Source organism: Pseudomonas putida (assembly GCF_025905425.1).
In the GTDB taxonomy this organism is placed as follows: Bacteria; Pseudomonadota; Gammaproteobacteria; order Pseudomonadales; family Pseudomonadaceae; genus Aquipseudomonas; species Aquipseudomonas putida_AF.
In genome coordinates this window covers 5,239,310-5,256,070 of sequence record NZ_CP109603.1, presented here as the reverse complement: position 1 = coordinate 5,256,070, position 16,761 = coordinate 5,239,310, and the positions used below count along the sequence as shown (strand labels likewise).

The 16,761-nt window shown below is 61.9% G+C and carries 19 protein-coding genes; 12 read left to right on the top strand and 7 right to left on the bottom strand.

From position 1 onward, the window contains the following. Positions 1-52 precede the first annotated feature (52 nt). Positions 53-949 carry a LysR family transcriptional regulator gene (locus tag OGV19_RS23660; RefSeq protein WP_264310890.1) on the top strand — a complete coding sequence of 299 codons (897 nt, stop codon included), beginning with the start codon at positions 53-55 and terminating at the stop codon, positions 947-949. Here the strand turns inward: OGV19_RS23660 and OGV19_RS23655 are convergent. Then, positions 946-1,269: an ElaB/YgaM/YqjD family protein gene (locus tag OGV19_RS23655; RefSeq protein ID WP_027592031.1), complete on the bottom strand. Its 324-nt coding sequence runs from the start codon at positions 1,267-1,269 to the stop codon at positions 946-948. The genes OGV19_RS23660 and OGV19_RS23655 overlap by 4 nt on opposite strands. Before the next feature lie 149 nt (positions 1,270-1,418). On the opposite strand from OGV19_RS23655, the gene OGV19_RS23650 reads away from it, so the two are divergent. Then, on the top strand, positions 1,419-1,634 hold the full coding sequence (locus OGV19_RS23650; protein ID WP_264310889.1) for a dodecin: 216 nt from the start codon (positions 1,419-1,421) through the stop codon (positions 1,632-1,634). 100 nt (positions 1,635-1,734) lie between these two features. Further along, positions 1,735-1,956 carry a DUF1161 domain-containing protein gene (locus tag OGV19_RS23645; RefSeq protein WP_264310888.1) on the top strand — a complete coding sequence of 74 codons (222 nt, stop codon included), beginning with the start codon at positions 1,735-1,737 and terminating at the stop codon, positions 1,954-1,956. A gap of 35 nt (positions 1,957-1,991) precedes the next feature. Here OGV19_RS23645 and OGV19_RS23640 read toward each other — a convergent pair whose 3' ends face one another. Further along, complete coding sequence (locus OGV19_RS23640; RefSeq protein ID WP_264310887.1) at positions 1,992-2,996, bottom strand: LLM class flavin-dependent oxidoreductase; 1,005 nt, start codon at positions 2,994-2,996, stop codon at positions 1,992-1,994. Positions 2,997-3,166: 170 nt separating this feature from the next. On the opposite strand from OGV19_RS23640, the gene OGV19_RS23635 reads away from it, so the two are divergent. Continuing rightward, complete coding sequence (locus OGV19_RS23635) at positions 3,167-3,592, top strand: OsmC family protein (protein WP_264310886.1); 426 nt, start codon at positions 3,167-3,169, stop codon at positions 3,590-3,592. Positions 3,593-3,665: 73 nt separating this feature from the next. Beyond that, positions 3,666-3,899: a DUF1161 domain-containing protein gene (locus OGV19_RS23630; protein ID WP_264310885.1), complete on the top strand. Its 234-nt coding sequence runs from the start codon at positions 3,666-3,668 to the stop codon at positions 3,897-3,899. Positions 3,900-3,936: 37 nt separating this feature from the next. Here the strand turns inward: OGV19_RS23630 and OGV19_RS23625 are convergent, their stop codons facing one another. Continuing rightward, on the bottom strand, positions 3,937-4,350 hold the full coding sequence (locus OGV19_RS23625; RefSeq protein ID WP_033702484.1) for a PA0061/PA0062 family lipoprotein: 414 nt from the start codon (positions 4,348-4,350) through the stop codon (positions 3,937-3,939). A gap of 55 nt (positions 4,351-4,405) precedes the next feature. Further along, the gene (locus OGV19_RS23620) at positions 4,406-4,819 is read right to left on the bottom strand and encodes a PA0061/PA0062 family lipoprotein (RefSeq protein WP_264310884.1); all 414 of its coding nucleotides are present in this window, start codon (positions 4,817-4,819) and stop codon (positions 4,406-4,408) included. A gap of 67 nt (positions 4,820-4,886) precedes the next feature. Here OGV19_RS23620 and OGV19_RS23615 point away from each other — a divergent pair, with 67 nt between their 5' ends. Beyond that, a complete protein-coding gene (locus tag OGV19_RS23615) occupies positions 4,887-5,978 on the top strand; it encodes an aminopeptidase (protein ID WP_264310883.1) in 1,092 nt (363 codons plus the stop codon). 134 nt (positions 5,979-6,112) lie between these two features. Here the strand turns inward: OGV19_RS23615 and OGV19_RS23610 are convergent, their stop codons facing one another. Next, positions 6,113-6,763 carry an HAD family hydrolase gene (locus tag OGV19_RS23610; protein WP_264310882.1) on the bottom strand — a complete coding sequence of 217 codons (651 nt, stop codon included), beginning with the start codon at positions 6,761-6,763 and terminating at the stop codon, positions 6,113-6,115. A 19-nt stretch (positions 6,764-6,782) separates the two neighbouring features. Further along, a complete protein-coding gene (locus tag OGV19_RS23605) occupies positions 6,783-7,331 on the bottom strand; it encodes a gamma carbonic anhydrase family protein (RefSeq protein ID WP_264310881.1) in 549 nt (182 codons plus the stop codon). A 102-nt stretch (positions 7,332-7,433) separates the two neighbouring features. Here OGV19_RS23605 and prlC point away from each other — a divergent pair, with 102 nt between their 5' ends. The 6 genes from prlC to OGV19_RS23575 all read left to right on the top strand — a co-directional run bounded on the left by prlC (position 7,434) and on the right by OGV19_RS23575 (position 15,747). Next, entirely contained in the window at positions 7,434-9,485 is a 2,052-nt protein-coding gene (gene prlC, locus OGV19_RS23600) for an oligopeptidase A (RefSeq protein WP_264310880.1), read from the top strand. After that, positions 9,482-9,763 (top strand): YheV family putative zinc ribbon protein, encoded by a 282-nt coding sequence (locus tag OGV19_RS23595; RefSeq protein WP_264310879.1) that lies wholly within the window; start codon positions 9,482-9,484, stop codon positions 9,761-9,763. Before prlC ends, OGV19_RS23595 begins: the two co-directional genes overlap by 4 nt. 137 nt (positions 9,764-9,900) lie before the next feature. After that, positions 9,901-11,895 carry a M3 family metallopeptidase gene (locus tag OGV19_RS23590; protein WP_264313995.1) on the top strand — a complete coding sequence of 665 codons (1,995 nt, stop codon included), beginning with the start codon at positions 9,901-9,903 and terminating at the stop codon, positions 11,893-11,895. Positions 11,896-11,976: 81 nt separating this feature from the next. Continuing rightward, positions 11,977-13,035: a PA0069 family radical SAM protein gene (locus OGV19_RS23585; protein ID WP_264310878.1), complete on the top strand. Its 1,059-nt coding sequence runs from the start codon at positions 11,977-11,979 to the stop codon at positions 13,033-13,035. Between the two features lie 271 nt (positions 13,036-13,306). Next, positions 13,307-14,026, top strand: a complete 720-nt coding sequence (locus OGV19_RS23580; protein WP_264310877.1) for a carbonic anhydrase — start codon at positions 13,307-13,309, stop codon at positions 14,024-14,026. A 191-nt stretch (positions 14,027-14,217) separates the two neighbouring features. Continuing rightward, positions 14,218-15,747, top strand: a complete 1,530-nt coding sequence (locus OGV19_RS23575; protein ID WP_264310876.1) for a SulP family inorganic anion transporter — start codon at positions 14,218-14,220, stop codon at positions 15,745-15,747. Between the two features lie 124 nt (positions 15,748-15,871). On the opposite strand, the gene OGV19_RS23570 is transcribed toward OGV19_RS23575, so the two are convergent. After that, positions 15,872-16,513: a hypothetical protein gene (locus OGV19_RS23570; RefSeq protein WP_264310875.1), complete on the bottom strand. Its 642-nt coding sequence runs from the start codon at positions 16,511-16,513 to the stop codon at positions 15,872-15,874. Positions 16,514-16,761: the final 248 nt, after the last annotated feature.

Genomic DNA, 16,761 nt, shown 5'->3' with positions numbered 1-16,761 from the left:
CGGCTGAAAACCGATAAGATTGCGCAAACCTGTCAGGAAAACTCACAAGACAATGGCTCAGGACCTTCCCCCGCTCAATGCCCTCAGGGCCTTCGAGGCCACTGCCCGGTTAAACAGTGTCAGTCAGGCTGCCGAAGCGCTGCATGTGACCCACGGGGCAGTCAGCCGGCAGATCAAGGTACTTGAAGAGCACCTGGGTATCGCGCTGTTCGTCAAGGACGGGCGTGGCATCAAACTCACAGATGCCGGTGTGCGCCTGCGTGATGCCAGTGGCGAGGCATTCGACCGGTTGCGTGGCGTGTGCGCCGAGTTGAGCCGGGATGTCAGCGAGGCACCCTTCGTCCTCGGTTGTTCTGGGAGCCTGCTGGCGCGTTGGTTCATCCCCCGGCTTGGGCGGCTCAAGGCCGACCTGCCGGAGCTGCGCCTGCACCTGTCAGCCGGGGAAGGTGACCTGGACCCACGGCGCCCCGGCCTGGACGCCTTGCTGGTGTTTGCCGAGCCGCCGTGGCCAGCGGACATGCAGGTGCACGTGCTGGCCGAAGAACGCATCGGGCCTGTACTGAGCCCCCACTTTGCCGGGTTCGAGCGTTTGCGCGGTGCGCCGCCCCAGGCCTTGCTGGGCGAAGTGTTGCTGCACACCACCTCACGCCCGCAGGCGTGGCCTGCCTGGGCGGCGCAGCAGGGGCTCGATTCGGCGGCGTTGCCGTTCGGCCAGGCATTCGAGCACCTGTACTACCTGCTGGAGGCCGCAGTGGCTGGGCTGGGCGTGGCGATTGCGCCACAACAGCTGGTGGCGGACGATCTGCGGGCTGGGCGGCTGGCGGCACCTTGGGGGTTCTCATCCACGCATGCGGCACTGGCGTTGTGGGTGCCCCGGCGCGCCGCAGATGGGCGCGCCGAGCAACTGGCGCAATGGCTGCGCCAGGAATTGCAGCTGCAGATTGCTTAGTTGCGCTTGTACAGCAGCCATGCCGCCAACAGGCCCAACGCACCCACGGCCACTCCGGCGGTGGTGATGGGGTGCTCCTGGGCGTAGTCACGGGTGGCGATACCTGTCTGACGGGTGCGGGTCTTCACTTCCTCGTAGGCGTCGCTCAGCAGGCTGCGCGAATGTTTGAGTGCGCTTTCGGCGTTGCTGCGGATTGCCTTTACCGACTTCTGGGACTCCTCCGAGGCATCGTGCTTGAGGTTCTCCAGCGATTTCAGAAGGCTTTCGATCTCCGCTTCCATGCTTTCCAGGGATGTTTTACGCAGCGAGTTGCGATGCATGTTGACTCTCCTTCGGGGATGGACTGTAAGGAATGCGACTGCGCAGGGTTGCGAAAGTGCGATCGAACTTTCGCCCATGGCGATGGCTCGCAGGTAAACCAGGCCTGCGCTGCTAGGCTCAATCTGACCGTCATCCAAGGAGAGTGCACATGTCCGATCATCACACTTACAAGAAGATCGAACTGGTTGGGTCGTCGCCCACCAGCATCGAGGACGCGATCAACAATGCCCTGGCCGAAGCGGCCAAGAGCATCAAGCACCTGGAGTGGTTTGAAGTGATCGACACGCGGGGTCATATCCGTGACAACAAGGCGGCGCACTTTCAGGTCACGCTCAAGGTAGGGTTCCGTATTGCCAACAGCTGAAACGCTGCCGGGGTAGCTGGCGCCGGCAAGATGGGGTAATAGAGAGGGGGCGCCTGTGCGGCGCCCTCTTTGATTTTCATCTGTACAAGGAAAGCGATCGATGAAGAAACTGATTCTGGCGGCGGGCCTGATGGCACTGGCGGGCGGTGCGCTGGCGGCGGGCAAGCCGTGTGAAGAACTGAAGGCAGAGCTTGCCGCCAAGCTGGATGCCAAAGGCGTGCAGGGCTACACGCTGGAGATCGTCAAAAAAGGCGACGCAGCGGGCAAGGTGATTGGCAGTTGTGAAGCCGGTACCAAGGAAATTGTCTACCGGCGTGGTTGAGTGACGGCCCCTTCGCGGGGTTACCCGCGAAGGGGCTACTCGGCCTTCAAGGCCTGCGCCAACAGTTCATAGGACCTGACCCGGTCCGCATGCTCATACAGGTCACAGGTAAAGATCAGCTCATCCGCCCCGGTCTGCTCCAGCAGCACTTGCACTTTTGCCCGCACCTTCTGCGGGCTGCCTATCATCGCCAGGCCTAAGAAGCTCATCACCGCATCGCGCTCGTGGGGTAGCCACAGCCCATCCATGCTTTGTACGGGCGGGCGCTGCATCAGGCTTTGCCCTCGAATCAGGGCAAGAATGCGCTGGTACACCGACGTGGCCAGGTACTCGGCCTGCTCGTCGGTTTCGGCCACCACCATCGGTATGCCGAGCATCACGTAGGGCTTGTCCAGCGTGGTGGAAGGCTTGAAATGGTTGCGGTAGACGCGGATCGCCTCGTGCATGTAGCGCGGCGCGAAGTGCGAGGCGAACGCATAGGGCATGCCGCGCATGCCCGCCAACTGCGCGCTGAACAGGCTTGAGCCGAGCAGCCACATCGGCACCTCGGTGTCATGCCCTGGCACGGCGATCACTTTTTGATCATCAGTGCGCGGGCCGAGGTAGCGCGACAGCTCTTCGACATCATCGGGGAAGTCGTCAGCGCTGCCGGAGCGCTCGCGGCGCAGGGCGCGGGCGGTCATCTGGTCGGAGCCCGGTGCGCGGCCCAGGCCCAGGTCGATGCGGCCTGGGTAGAGGCTGGCCAAGGTGCCGAACTGCTCGGCGATCACCAGCGGCGCGTGGTTGGGCAGCATCACACCACCGGAGCCGACCCGGATGGTCGAGGTGCCGCCCGCCAGGTAGCCGATCAACACCGAGGTCGCGGAACTGGCAATGCCATCCATGTTGTGGTGCTCAGCGACCCAGAAGCGGTTATAGCCGAAGCGTTCTGCGTGCTGCGCCAGGTCCAGCGAGTTACGCAGCGACTGGGCCGGCCCGCTGTCGGCGCGCACGGGCACCAGGTCGAGGGTGGATATTTTCAGGTCACGCAGCTGCGTCATCGGAGCCTCCTTGAAGGTGGTTGGCCAGAGGCCTTTTGAACTCTGTATGGGCACATTCGGTGGATTCAATGCTTGCGGTCAGATTGATCTGAACTTGCTGTGGGAGGCCGCCCTCTGAACCCATAAGCATGTCACTCCACGATATGTAAATGCAGCGACCAGGAGGCATCATGAAAAAGACAGCATCGGCGATCTGGCAAGGTGGCCTGAAGGATGGCAAAGGCCTGCTTTCGACTGAAAGCGGCGCGCTCAAGCAGAACCCCTACGGCTTCAATACCCGTTTCGAAGGCTCGCCAGGCACCAACCCGGAAGAGCTGATTGGCGCTGCCCATGCCGGTTGCTTCTCGATGGCGCTGTCGATGATGCTCGGTGAGGCGGGCTTGACCGCAGACCGCATCGATACCATTGCCGAGGTGACGCTGGATAAACAACCCGACGGCTTCGCCATCACGGCCGTGCACCTGATTCTGAAGGCCAAGGTGCCGGGCGCCAGCGAGGCGCAGTTCCTTGAGATTGCCAACAAGGCCAAGGCCGGTTGCCCGGTTTCTAAAGTGCTCAACGCCACCATCAGCCTGGATGCCTCGCTGGTGGGCTAGGCGGCGCAACGGGGGCGGTTTGCTGTAGTCTAAACAGCAACGGCAGCACGACTGCCCTTTGAGGAGCCGTTCCATGATCCGCGTAGCAATCGCCGTGTTGGCCTCCCTGCTCGCCACGTCCAGTTTGGCGGCGGTTAAGCCGTGCGAAGAATTGAAAGCCGAGATCGAGGCCAAGATCCAGGCACAGGGCGTAGCGTCCTACACCCTGGAAATCGTGCCCAACAGCGAGGTCAAGGACCAGAACATGGTCGTGGGTAGCTGCGAGGGTGGTACCAAGAAGATCATTTACCAGAAGAATGATCGCTAGGGTCTAGTTGGCTGGGGGCGCAAAGCGCCCCCCAAAGTCAGGGAATGCAAAACACGTTGCTGGGCTCGTTCACCACCACCGTGCGGCTGGCGTCGTACAGCAGTACCTGCGGCTCCATCACCGGCGCGCGGGCCTCCAGGCGATAGCGTTCGCCGGCTTTGAAATTGTCATAGCGCACCGTCAGGTAGCAGGTACGGTCCCTGGGCTGGGACATCATGCCGCCACCGTAGATCTCATAATCAAAACGCACCACCAGTTCATGCTTGCCAGGCGTCACCTGGAAGTATCGGCCATCCTCCAGCCGCTTGCCGTCGAGGCGGTCGGCCATGATGACTCTGCCGGGGGTGATGGTGGAAAGCTCGACCCAGGCCTGCTTGGGGTCGACGGGCGGCAAGGGGCTGGCGCAAGCCCCCAGTGCACTGAGGGCGATCAGCATCATGGGCTGGCGCATGGCAAAACTCCCACTTGCGACTCACAAGCTACAAGCATAGCGCCGTTTGCGGGGTTCAGGTGCGCTGACAGCCCGCTGGCAGGCCTTGGCCCACCAGTTTTTGCTGGTGGTCGTAGAGTTTGATCCAGGGACGGAAGCCAATGCTGCCCGCCTGCAGTTGGTAACGTTGCCCGGCGCTGAAGTCCTTGAACGTCAGGTTGAGCTGGCAATCGCGCCACAGCGGCTCGTTCACCGGGCCGATATTGCTCGGGGTGACCGGGAACTGGTAGCGCACGGTCAGTTCGTGGCTGCCGGGGGGCACTTCAAAGTAGCGCGTGTCGGCCCAGTCGCGTTCGTCTACCTGCACGGCGTGCAGCGACGTTTCGTCCTGGGGTGTGAGGTCGACCCACGCCTGGTTCGGATCGGGGTCCGGCAGGGTCGAGCACGCGGACAACAGCATGAGTGTGCTGGCGGCAAACAATGGACGCATGGCGAAACTCCCCCCTGGCGAGATAGTCTTGGAGCGAATTGGCCGTGAGCGAGTCAGACAGTCCCAGATGCTTCGACTTTTTCTTTTTCAGCGCTCAGACCCTGGGCCACTCGACCGTGTTTTCAGCCGTTTTGTTCCCCTGCTGGCGGCTGTTCTGCTGAACGGTTGTAGTGGCGTTGGCTATTACAGCCAGTTGGCAGAGGGCCAGTTGCAGCTGTTGCGCGCGCGTCAGCCGGTGGAACAGGTGATGGCAGACCCGGCCAGCAGCCCGCAACTGCGTACGCGCTTGCAGCATGCCGAACAGGCCCGGGTGTTCGCCAGCCAGCAGTTGAAACTGCCGGACAACCGCAGCTACCGGGTTTACGCCGACCTGGGTCGCCCCTACGTGGTGTGGAACGTGTTCGCCACGCCGGAACTGTCGTTGCAACCCGTGACGCACTGCTTCCCGATTGCGGGCTGCGTGGCTTATCGCGGCTATTACCGTCAGGGGGCGGCGCGTGGCGCGGCGGCGTTGATGCGTGAGGCGGGTATGGATGTGTATGTGGGCGGCGTCGAGGCGTACTCGACCCTAGGCTGGTTCGATGACCCGTTGCTGTCATCGATGGTCGGCTGGGGAGATGAACGGCTGGCTTCGCTGATTTTCCATGAGCTGGCCCATCAGCGTTTTTACGTACAGGACGACACGGCATTCAACGAGTCGTTTGCCACCTTCGTCGAGCAGGAGGGGGCGCGGCAATGGCGCGCGGCGCGCGGGCTTGCAGCGATCGAGGATGACCAGGCGGCGCAGCGGGACCAGTTCATTCGGTTGGTGCTGGCCAGCCGTGAACGGCTTCAGGTGATGTACGCAGGCCCCCTGGATGACGCGCACAAGCGGGTGGCGAAGCAGGCGGAGTTCGAGCGGCTGCGGCGTGAGTACCGAACAGTGCGTGATAGCCAGTGGGGTGGCGATACGCGTTATGACGCCTGGATGTATGGGCCGATGAGCAATGCCAAGCTGCTGCCGTTTGGGCTGTATGACCAATGGGTGCCGGCGTTTGCGGCGGTGTTTCGGGAGGTTGGCGGGGATTGGGGGCGGTTTTATGAGCGGGTCGAGGCGTTGGGGCGATTGCCGGTCGAAGCGCGCCAGGCGGCGTTGGCGCGGTTTGTGGTTAGCCAATGAGATTGTGGGGCCGCTGTGCGGCCCATTCGCGGGCAAGCCCGCTCCCACAGTTACAGCGCCGCCCTTGAGTTCAGCGATATTTTTGTGGGAGCGGGCTTGCCCGCGAATGGGCTGCAAAGCAGCCCCAATCACTATCAAGCTTTGATAAAGGCCCGATGCATCTCGGCCAACGTCGCGAAATGAAACGCCGGCGCCTGGGCCTTCAGCTCTTCCTCACTACCAAACCCATACCCCACCGCCACTGCCTGCAGCCCGTTGCTGCGCGCACCGATCAGGTCATGCTTGCGATCGCCGATCATCAGCGTCTGCGCCGGGTCCAGCCCTTCCTCGTCCAGCAAGTGGCGAATCAGCTCGACCTTGTTGGTACGCGTGCCGTCCAGTTCGCTGCCATAAATCACCTTGAAGTGATGGTCGAACGCAAAGTGCCGGGCAATCTCGCGGGCAAATTCCCAAGGCTTGGACGTGGCCACATACAGCGTGCGCCCCTGCCCATTGAGGGCTTCGAGCAGCTCCGGCACACCATCGAACACCTGGTTCTCGTAAAGACCGGTAACGCGGAAGCGCTCGCGATAGAAATTGACCGCCTCCCACGCCTTGGCTTCGTCGAAGCCGTAAAACTGCATGAATGCCTGCAGCAAGGGCGGGCCGATGAAGTGTTCGAGGCGGGTCAGGTCCGGCTCATCGATACCCAGTTTGGCCAACGCGTACTGGATGGAGCGGGTAATCCCCAGCCGTGGGTCGGTCAGGGTGCCGTCGAGGTCGAAAAGGACATTCTGTTGGTGCATGTAAGCGATTCCACTCAAGTCATTCTGGTTGGTCGTAGCCTTCGGCCAGGTGCTGGTCCTTGAGCTTGACGTAATTGCCGGCGCTGTACGGGAAGAAGGCCCGCTCCTTGTCGGTCAGCGGCCGGGCCTGTTTCACCGGGCTGCCGACATACAAGAAGCCGCTCTCCAGGCGCTTGCCGGGCGGTACCAGGCTGCCGGCGCCAATGATCACCTCGTCCTCGACGATGGCGCCATCCATGATGGTGCTGCCCATGCCGACCAGGATACGGTTGCCCAGGGTACAGCCATGCAGCATCACTTTGTGACCGATGGTCACGTCATCGCCGATGATCAGCGGGAAGCCATCCGGGTTGAAAGGGCCGGCATGGGTGATGTGCAGGACGCTGGCGTCCTGCACGCTGGTACGTGCGCCGATGCGGATGCGGTGCATGTCGCCGCGTACTACAGTCAATGGCCAGACCGAGCTGTCTTCGCCGATCTCCACATCGCCCAACACCACCGCCGAGCGGTCGATGAAGGCCCGTGGTCCAACTTTCGGAGTGTGTTGCTGGAAGCTTCGGATGGCCATGATAGGGTCTCTCATCTGTGCCGATAGGCAGGCTGCCTGCTGCGGTCGGCGTCGATTGTAATTAAGATGGTCCAGTGTTTCTTCTGCCAAGGTATCCAAACCGTGAGTGCGACCAACCCGCTTCTGCAGCCCTACGATCTGCCGCCCTTCTCGGCGATCCGTGCCGAACACGTGCTGCCGGCGATCGAAGAGATCCTGGCCGACAACCGTAAAGCCATTGCCGAAATTCTCGAGCAACAGGGCAAGAACCCCTCCTGGGCTGGCCTGGTGCTGGCCATGGACGAACTCAATGACCGCCTGGGCGCGGCCTGGAGCCCGGTCAGCCACCTCAATGCCGTGTGCAACAGCAAGGAACTGCGCGAGGCCTACGAGTCTTGCCTGCCGGCGCTGAGCGCCTACTCTACCGAACTGGGCCAGAACCGTGCGCTGTTCGATGCCTATGAAGCGTTGGTCAACAGCCCGGAAGCGGCTGGTTTCGACGTGGCGCAAAAGACCATCCTCGAACACGCCCTGCGTGACTTCCGTCTGTCGGGCATCGACCTGCCTGCCGACAAGCAGCAGCGTTACGCCGAAGTGCAGAGCAAGCTCAGCGAACTGGGCAGCCGCTTCTCCAATCAGTTGCTCGATGCTACCCAGGCCTGGACCAAGCACGTCACCGACGAAGCCGCGCTGGACGGACTGACCGATTCGGCCAAGGCGCAGATGGCTGCTGCGGCCCAGGCCAAAGCGCTGGATGGCTGGCTGATCACCCTGGAGTTCCCTAGCTACTACGCGGTAATGACCTACGCCAGCGACCGCGCCCTGCGCGAAGAGCTGTATGCCGCCTATTGCACCCGCGCCTCGGACCAAGGCCCCAATGCCGGCCAGTTCGACAATGGCCCGGTGATGCAGGAAATCCTCGACCTGCGCCAAGAACTGGCCCAACTGCTGGGCTACCCGAACTACGCCGAGCTGAGCCTGGCCACCAAGATGGCCGAGACCAGCGACCAGGTGCTGAACTTCCTGCGTGACCTGGCCAAGCGTTCCAAGCCATTCGCTGCCCAGGACCTGGAACAGCTCAAGGCCTATGCCACCGAGCAAGGCTGCCCGCAGTTGTCCAGCTGGGATGCCGGTTACTTCGGCGAGAAGCTGCGCGAGCAACGTTACAGCGTGTCGCAAGAAACCCTGCGTGCCTACTTCCCGATCGACAAGGTGCTGTCTGGCCTGTTCAGCATCGTCCAGCGTCTGTACGGCATCGAAATCGCCGAGCTCAAGGGCTTCGACAGCTGGCACCCGGATGTGCGCCTGTTCGAAATCAAGGAAAACGGCCAGCACGTCGGCCGTTTCTTCTTCGACCTGTATGCCCGCGCCAACAAGCGTGGTGGCGCCTGGATGGACGGTGCCCGTGACCGTCGCCGCACCGTCGAGGGCGTGCTGCAGAGCCCGGTGGCCAACCTGGTGTGCAACTTCACCCCCGCCGCGCCAGGCAAGCCGGCGCTGTTGACCCACGATGAAGTCACCACCCTGTTCCACGAGTTCGGCCACGGTCTGCACCACTTGCTGACCCGCATCGAGCACGCGGGTGTGTCCGGCATCAACGGCGTGGCCTGGGATGCGGTCGAGCTGCCAAGCCAGTTCATGGAAAACTGGTGCTGGGAACCGGAAGGCCTGGCGCTGATCTCCGGCCATTACGAGACCGGCGCTGCCCTGCCCCAGGACCTGCTGGACAAGATGCTGGCGGCGAAAAACTTCCAGTCGGGCATGATGATGGTGCGCCAGCTGGAGTTCTCGCTGTTCGACTTCGAGCTGCACGCCACCCATGGCGACGGCCGCAGCGTGCTCGACGTGCTCGAAGGCGTGCGCGACGAGGTGTCGGTGATGCGCCCACCGGCGTACAACCGCTTCCCCAACAGCTTTGCGCACATCTTCGCGGGCGGTTATGCGGCGGGTTACTACAGCTACAAGTGGGCCGAAGTGCTGTCGGCAGACGCCTTCTCGCGCTTCGAGGAAGAAGGCGTGCTCAATGCCGACACCGGTCGTGCCTTCCGCGAGGCGATCCTGGCACGGGGTGGTTCGCGTGAGCCGATGGTGCTGTTCGTCGACTTCCGTGGCCGTGAGCCTTCCATCGATGCATTGCTGCGCCACTGCGGGCTGAGCGAGGACGCGGCGGCATGAGTGAGGTAGTTGTGAACAAGACCAAGAAACGCTTCATCGCCGGGGCAGTCTGCCCGGCGTGCAGCGAGCCCGACAAGCTGATGATGTGGAACGAGGATGGCGTACCGCACCGCGAGTGCGTGGCCTGCGGCTTCACCGACACCCTCAACGAACAAGGCCTGTCGGTGCCCTCGGAACTCGGCACCCGGGTCAACCACCTGGCGCCCAAGGCAGCACCGGCCAAGGTGCAGACCGTGCAGTTCTTCCCCAACCCCAAGTTGAAAAAACCGGCTGAATAAGGCCGTGATGCCACCTGGGCTCTGGCCCGGGTGGCCTCTTCCCGACCGCTTGCAGTGCGGTAGATAGTCAAAGCACGCGGCTTACCCAGGCGGCGCACCCTCTCGCTTCCCCACGCGTAAGGTGAAGCAGCATGACTATCGATAATCCTCTTTTGCAACCCGGCAACGTGCCTGTCGACTATGACGCCATCACGCTGGAAAACATGCGTGCAGCGTTCGACCATGTGCTGACGGCCCACAAGCAAGGCATTACCAGCATCATCAAAGCACAGCAGGCCTTGCCTACCTGGGATGACCTGGTGCTGGCGGTAGATGATCTGGATGCCCAGCTATTGGCGGCGCTGAATGCGGCCACGCCGCTGGTAGGCAAGGGTTCCGCCTGGGCAGGCGCCATTTTTGGCTTCTCCACAGAGACCACTGTTCGGTTTGATCAAAAATTCACCAACAGCAGCTTGCACGCCTTGTATGAGCGCTTGGCGAGCAGTGCCATCGGCAAGAATCTGGATACCCAACAGCGTGCCACCCTGCGTTGGCACCTGCACAAGTTCGCCACCAGTGGCGCGCTACTCGATGCTGCGGGCAAGGCACGCCTGGCTGACCTGCAGGCTCAGATCAGTGCGTCGAGCGACGCCTTTGCCAGCAATCTCGAACGCCCGGGCCTTGCGATCGATGATGAAGCCGAACTGCACGGCATTCCACCACGGGTTCGTGATGAGCTGGCGGTGCGGGCGCAAGCAGCCGGTTCGTCAGGTTGGTTGATTGCCTGTGAGAGCGCTGCCACCGAAGCCGTGCTGAGGCATGCCGAGAGCCGCCAACTGCGCGAGCGCGTGTATCGGGCCTATCACACCCGTGGCGTCAGTAACGACCCTTTGCTGGACAACGGCACACACCTGCAACGGCTGGCGCAATTGCGGGCGAAGAAGGCGCACTTGCTTGGCTTTGCCAGCCACCTGGAGCAGAGCCTGAATGCCAAGAGTGCCGGGTCGGTCGCTCAGGTGCGCAGCTTTTTGCATGACTTGGCCGACGACATTCGTCCCGCCATGCTGCAATGGCGCTCGAAAATCGAGCGCCAGGCTGTTGCACAGGGTTTGGGCCAGGTAAAGCCCTGGGACATTGCCTATCTGCAGGCCGCCTCGCGCACGGTGCTGTCCACCGAAGCCTTGCGCGAATACTTTCCGCTGAACAGCGTGATCGTGGCTTTGCAGCAGCTGGCGCAACAGCTGTTTGGTCTGGTGCTGACACCCAAGCACCTTGCGACCTGGGATGACAGCGTGCAGGCATTCGAGGTGTGGCAGGACAATGCGCTCATTGGTCTGCTCTATGTGGATGCCGTGCAGCGCACCGGCAAGCAAGCTGACTCGGTCTACACCCTGTACATACGCAATCGCCGGGTGACTGCCGAGGGGATCTATCAGGCGGCTTCAGTGGTGGTTTGCTGCGATGTGGCGCAACCGGCCACGGGTACCCAGCCTCTGCTTGATCACCTGTCGCTACGCAAAATGTTCCATGAGTTTGGCCATGCTCTGCATCACCTTCTGGTGCGCACTACCAACCATGTGATGTCCAATGTGACCGAGCTTGGCACCGATGGTGTGGAATTGTTCGGCACGCTGTTCGAGCGGTGGTTATGGGACGCGAACTACCTGGTAGCGATCTCATCGCACCAGCACGATGGCAGCCAGCTCACACCTGCACGGGTCGAAGCGTGTTTGAGCCGGCTACGCCAGGAAGGCGTGGAGGACGCGGCCCGTCACTTGAGCCTGGCCTTGTTCGACATTGATCTGCATGCAGCGCCCAATGATGGCAGAACCCTTGAACAGCGCTTGGATGCTGCGCACGAACGCTGCGGCTACTGGCCGCTGGCTGATTTTGAACACCCGGCACATGCCTTTGACCACTTGATAAGTGGATACGATGCCGGCTACTACGCGTATATCTGGGCAAACGTGCATGCCTTCGACCTGTTCAGCCGATTTGAAGCGCAAGGCTTGCTTGACCGTGCAACCGGGCGCGCGCTGCACGATGCGTTGTTCGCGCCGGGCGCTTCGCGGCCGTTACGTGAGGGCATCGAAGCGTTCCTCGGGCGTGCACCGAGCACCGCTGCTTATCTGAGTTGGCATGGCCTGGCCTGAACCCATGGTGCCCTGACCAGAGGTGCTGGAGCGATCAGGCTAGCCGGTATACTGTATGTAAATACAGTAATGAGGCAGGCCATGAAACCTCAAACACCGCAAAAGGGCCGTGGAACGGCGCACAATCCGCACAACCGCTTCGCCCCTCGCTCGTGCGTGGCGGAGGATGACGGCTGGTATCAGGAAGTCCCGGTCACCCAAGGTACCGAAGTGCGGATCGAGACCGCCAAGACGGTCATCAGCCGCAATACTTCGCCCGACCTGCCCTTCGACCGCTCCATCAACCCCTACCGAGGCTGCGAGCACGGCTGTATCTACTGCTATGCCCGCCCCTCCCACGCGTATTGGGACCTTTCCCCTGGGCTGGATTTCGAAACCAAGCTGATCGCCAAGACCAACGCCGCCGAAGTGCTCGAACAACAACTGAGCAAGCCGGGTTATGTCTGCGCGCCCATCAACCTGGGGTCCAATACCGACCCTTACCAGCCCATCGAGCGCGATCATCTGCTGACCCGGCGCTTGCTTGAGGTGCTCTTGCGCTTCCGCCACCCAGTGACCATCGTCACCAAGGGGTCACTGGTGCTGCGTGACCTCGACCTTTTGTCCGAGATGGCCAGCCAGCGCCTGGCACGGGTGATGATCAGCCTGACGACGCTGGACGATGACCTCAAGCGGGTGCTCGAACCCCGTGCGGCATCACCCAAGGCGCGGTTGCGGGCGATTCGGGTGCTGCGCGAGGCGGGGGTGCCGGTGGGGGTGTTGTGTTCGCCGATGATTCCAATGATCAACGACAGCGAACTGGAGCGCCTGCTGGAGGCTGCAAAGGAAGCGGGTGCGCAGAGCGCTGCCTACATGATGTTGCGCCTGCCGCTGGAGGTGGCGCCGCTGTTCGAGCAGTGGCTGCAAGACCATTACCCCCAGCGTGCGGCCCATGTGTTAAGCCTGATTCGCCAGAGCCGGGGTGGCGAGCTTTATGACAGCCGCTTTGGCGCGCGGATGCGGGGCGAGGGCGTGTTTGCCGAGCTGTTGGCGCAACGGTTTGCCAAGGCCACGCGACGGTTGGCGTTTGAAGGGCGGGAAGCCCAAGCCCTGGACTGCTCGGCGTTCTGCCCGCCTGGCGGGCAGATGGCGTTGTTTTGATCCTTAGTGCAACTAATCCAACTCCATAATTCTATTGCAGGCTCTTGGCAGTTGATGTTTTTTTGCTATTATTCAACTCCCGCCTTATGTATCTGGAACGCCTGTTCTAGAGCCTCCGAATTAAGTTTCAGTTAAGTTTTCCCCGCTAGCGTAGGCAATCAGTCAACGAAGACTGTGATCTGTGGCCTGTGCGTGTCATCTAAATCCCTGCATAGCCAGAATCTTTCACCGGTAAAATGGACTTACCTACACACCGCCAAGAGGATGAATCATGCCCGTCAAGGACCCATCCAAGGTCGTTCCGGATGTACCCGCCGAGAGCGCCGATGCTGCTCTTAAGCACATCGTCGACGGCTTCCTGCGCTTTCATCATGATGTCTTCCCCGACCAGCAAGAGCTGTTCAAGAAGCTCGCCACCGCGCAAACGCCACGCGCCATGTTCATCACCTGCGCCGACTCGCGCATTGTCCCCGAACTGATTACCCAAAGTTCGCCAGGCGACCTGTTCGTGACCCGTAACGTGGGTAACGTAGTGCCGCCGTATGGCCAGATGAACGGCGGCGTTTCCAGCGCTATCGAATACGCTGTACTGGCACTGGGCGTGCACCACATCATTGTCTGTGGCCACTCTGACTGCGGCGCGATGCGTGCGGTACTCAACCCGCAATCGCTGACCAAGATGCCGACCGTTTCCGCCTGGCTGCGCCACGCCGAAGTGGCACGCACCGTGGTCGAGAACAACTGCTCCTGTGGCAGCGAGCACGAAACCATGCAGGTGCTGACCAAAGAAAACGTCATCGCCCAGCTGCATCACCTGCGCACTCACCCTTCGGTCGCCTCGCGCCTGGCGGCGGGTGAGCTGTACATCCACGGTTGGGTCTACGACATCGAGACCAGCAAGATCGAAGCGTATGACGCCGCCAGCGACAGCTTCCTGCCCCTGGCTGCGGGCGAGCCAGTCCCCTGCGCTACCCCGAGAGGCCGCTACTAAGCGACCCATCCACCGCTAGAACCTTGATAGCCGGCTGCACCCTGCAGGGGTGTGGCGCGGCCTTCGGCTGCCTTGAATTCCCTGACTGCCCTGCCGGCGTGCTTGCTGGCGGCCCGCGCCTGCGCGCCGGTCAGGGGCCAACGTGCTCATGGCCAGAGGAATGGCCGTGCAACAGAAAATGGAGAAACACGGTGAACATTACACAGTTGAAAGCGGCCTTGCCGCGAGAGTTGTTGGCATCGGTGGTGGTATTTCTGGTCGCCCTGCCCTTGTGCATGGGGATCGCCATCGCGTCGGGGATGCCGCCCGCCAAAGGCCTGATTACCGGCATCATCGGCGGCATTGTAGTGGGCTTCCTGGCGGGTTCGCCGCTGCAGGTCAGCGGCCCGGCGGCCGGCTTGGCGGTGCTGGTGTTCGAATTGGTGCGCCAGCACGGTGTGGCCATGCTTGGGCCGATTCTGCTGCTGGCCGGGCTTTTGCAATTGCTGGCTGGGCGCTTGCGCCTGGGTTGCTGGTTTCGCGTGACCGCACCGGCGGTGGTGTACGGCATGCTGGCGGGTATCGGCGTGCTGATCGTGCTGTCGCAGGTGCATGTGATGTTCGATACGGCGCCGCAGCCCTCGGGCATGCAGAACCTGCTGGCGTTTCCTGCGACCTTGGCCACTGCCCTGCCACTGGAACGCGCAGGTTCGGGCTGGCAAGCCGGTGCTCTTGGCCTGGGCACCATCGCGGTGATGTGGGGCTGGGAGCGCTTGCGGCCACAGAAGCTGCGCTTCATTCCCGGTGCCTTGCTGGGCGTGGCGGCAATGACGCTGATCAGCCTATGGCTGGCCTTGCCGGTGAATCGGGTTCAGGTACCGGCAGACCTTTCTGAGGCCATCGACTGGATACGCCTGGATGATCTGATGAACCTGGCCGACCCGACCCTGCTGGTGGCCGCATTCGCCCTGGCCTTCATCGCCAGCGCCGAGACCTTGCTGTCGGCAGCTGCGGTGGACCGTATGCACAGCGGCCAGCGCTCGGACTTCGACCGGGAACTGTCGGCCCAAGGCATCGGCAACATGCTGTGCGGCGTGCTGGGCGCCTTGCCGATGACCGGGGTGATCGTGCGCAGTTCGGCGAATGTCCAGGCCGGTGCGCAGACCCGCGCCTCGGCGATCTTCCATGGTCTATGGCTGTTGGCGTTCGTCGTGGTGTTGAGCAGCGTGCTGCAGCAGATTCCGGTGGCGAGCCTGGCGGGTGTGCTGGTGTTTACCGGCGTCAAATTGGTGGACTTCAAGGCGTTTCGTGGATTGCGCCGGTATGGCCGTATGCCGATGTTTACGTACGCAGCGACTGCCCTGGCGATTATTTTCACCGACCTGCTGACGGGCGTGCTGCTGGGCTTTGCCTTGACCTTACTCAAGCTGGCGTTCAAGGCGGCGCGGTTGAAGATCAACCTGGTGAGCCTGGGCAAGCCCGGGCACATGGAGCTGCGTCTGAGTGGTGCGGCGACTTTCCTCAAGGTGCCGGCGCTGACCCAGGTGCTGGATACCGTGCCGGCAGGGACCACCCTGCATGTGCCCTTGAGCAACCTTAGCTACATCGACCACTCGTGCCTGGAACTGCTTGAGGACTGGGGCCGGAGCAATGCAGCCAAGGGCTCGCGCTTGCTGATCGAGCAGCGGCGATTGAAGCGGCGGATCGAAGGGCGGCTGCGGACGACGGCGGGGGTTATTTAGCTGTTGTGTTGCCTGAGCGGGCCTCTTCGCGGGCAAGCCCGCTCCCACAGGGTGAATTGCATACCCTTTGGGGGAGCGGGCTTGCCCGCGAAGAGGCCGGTGCAGCCAGCATCAATGCCGGATGTCAGGCCGGTTGGCCCAGCTCCACACCCAGTTGTCGCGAAAGGCACGGCCAACGCTTCCAGGCGGCGCCCGTCTCGGGGCTGCACAAAGTCGCGCGGTAAGCCTTCACCGTCTCTGCGGCAAAGCTCTCGTCATTGAGCATCTCGTCAACCGAATGATGCACCACTTCATCGAGCTGGTTGGCGAACGTCTCGCCGATCAGTTGGTGGGCAATCAGGTTGGCCATCGTGGTGTCGAACGGAATCAACGGCTGCTGGAAGTGGCGGATATACAGGTCGTTGACCTCTTCCACCAGGCGATGCGCCAGGTAGGCCTCATCCAGCAGGCAATCCAGGCCCACATGCCCCTGCATCACGCTGGGTGGTTGCAGGAAATAAGCTTCGGCAATCTTCAGTACCGGCTTGATCTGCGACTCGATACCGGCTTCGCGGGCCACCTCGTGGGCAGCCTCCAGCAGCTCTGGAACCTGGTCGATGTAGGCGCTGACGAAACGCGCCAAGGTACCCTGGGCGTCCTGCTCAGGCAGTTGAATCGAGGGGTGCAGATGGGGCAGTTGCAACTCGAGACGCTGTTTCAATTGGCCGGTCTGGCCTTCGTGTTGATGGGCTTGGTTAATCTGCTCGCGTACCGCAGCGATGTTCATGACAACTCCAGGGACATTACGTTTCAAACGGAAGACACTAAATTAGCTCGGTATACAGAATACCTAAGACGTATTTGTTATAAATCGCGCAAACGTGTGCATGCTCTGGCATATCGGGATGCCACTATTGGGCCATATCCTATCAAGCACGCGGTTTTCAGGGCATTCGGCAATTTCGTGAAGTTCATTTCACAGGCTTCATTGCGTGCCATTGGTCGCTGTCTATACTCCCGTTGAACGTGATTCGT

Bases quoted from the DNA above. Each gene is read 5' to 3' on its own strand.
- OGV19_RS23660 (WP_264310890.1), top strand. From the start codon at position 53: ATGGCTCAGGACCTTCCCCCGCTCAATGCCCTCAGGGCCTTCGAGGCC.
- OGV19_RS23655 (WP_027592031.1), bottom strand. From the start codon at position 1,269: ATGCATCGCAACTCGCTGCGTAAAACATCCCTGGAAAGCATGGAAGCG.
- OGV19_RS23650 (WP_264310889.1), top strand. From the start codon at position 1,419: ATGTCCGATCATCACACTTACAAGAAGATCGAACTGGTTGGGTCGTCG.
- OGV19_RS23645 (WP_264310888.1), top strand. From the start codon at position 1,735: ATGAAGAAACTGATTCTGGCGGCGGGCCTGATGGCACTGGCGGGCGGT.
- OGV19_RS23640 (WP_264310887.1), bottom strand. From the start codon at position 2,996: ATGACGCAGCTGCGTGACCTGAAAATATCCACCCTCGACCTGGTGCCC.
- OGV19_RS23635 (WP_264310886.1), top strand. From the start codon at position 3,167: ATGAAAAAGACAGCATCGGCGATCTGGCAAGGTGGCCTGAAGGATGGC.
- OGV19_RS23630 (WP_264310885.1), top strand. From the start codon at position 3,666: ATGATCCGCGTAGCAATCGCCGTGTTGGCCTCCCTGCTCGCCACGTCC.
- OGV19_RS23625 (WP_033702484.1), bottom strand. From the start codon at position 4,350: ATGCGCCAGCCCATGATGCTGATCGCCCTCAGTGCACTGGGGGCTTGC.
- OGV19_RS23620 (WP_264310884.1), bottom strand. From the start codon at position 4,819: ATGCGTCCATTGTTTGCCGCCAGCACACTCATGCTGTTGTCCGCGTGC.
- OGV19_RS23615 (WP_264310883.1), top strand. From the start codon at position 4,887: ATGCTTCGACTTTTTCTTTTTCAGCGCTCAGACCCTGGGCCACTCGAC.
- OGV19_RS23610 (WP_264310882.1), bottom strand. From the start codon at position 6,763: ATGCACCAACAGAATGTCCTTTTCGACCTCGACGGCACCCTGACCGAC.
- OGV19_RS23605 (WP_264310881.1), bottom strand. From the start codon at position 7,331: ATGGCCATCCGAAGCTTCCAGCAACACACTCCGAAAGTTGGACCACGG.
- OGV19_RS23595 (WP_264310879.1), top strand. From the start codon at position 9,482: ATGAGTGAGGTAGTTGTGAACAAGACCAAGAAACGCTTCATCGCCGGG.
- OGV19_RS23585 (WP_264310878.1), top strand. From the start codon at position 11,977: ATGAAACCTCAAACACCGCAAAAGGGCCGTGGAACGGCGCACAATCCG.
- OGV19_RS23580 (WP_264310877.1), top strand. From the start codon at position 13,307: ATGCCCGTCAAGGACCCATCCAAGGTCGTTCCGGATGTACCCGCCGAG.
- OGV19_RS23570 (WP_264310875.1), bottom strand. From the start codon at position 16,513: ATGAACATCGCTGCGGTACGCGAGCAGATTAACCAAGCCCATCAACAC.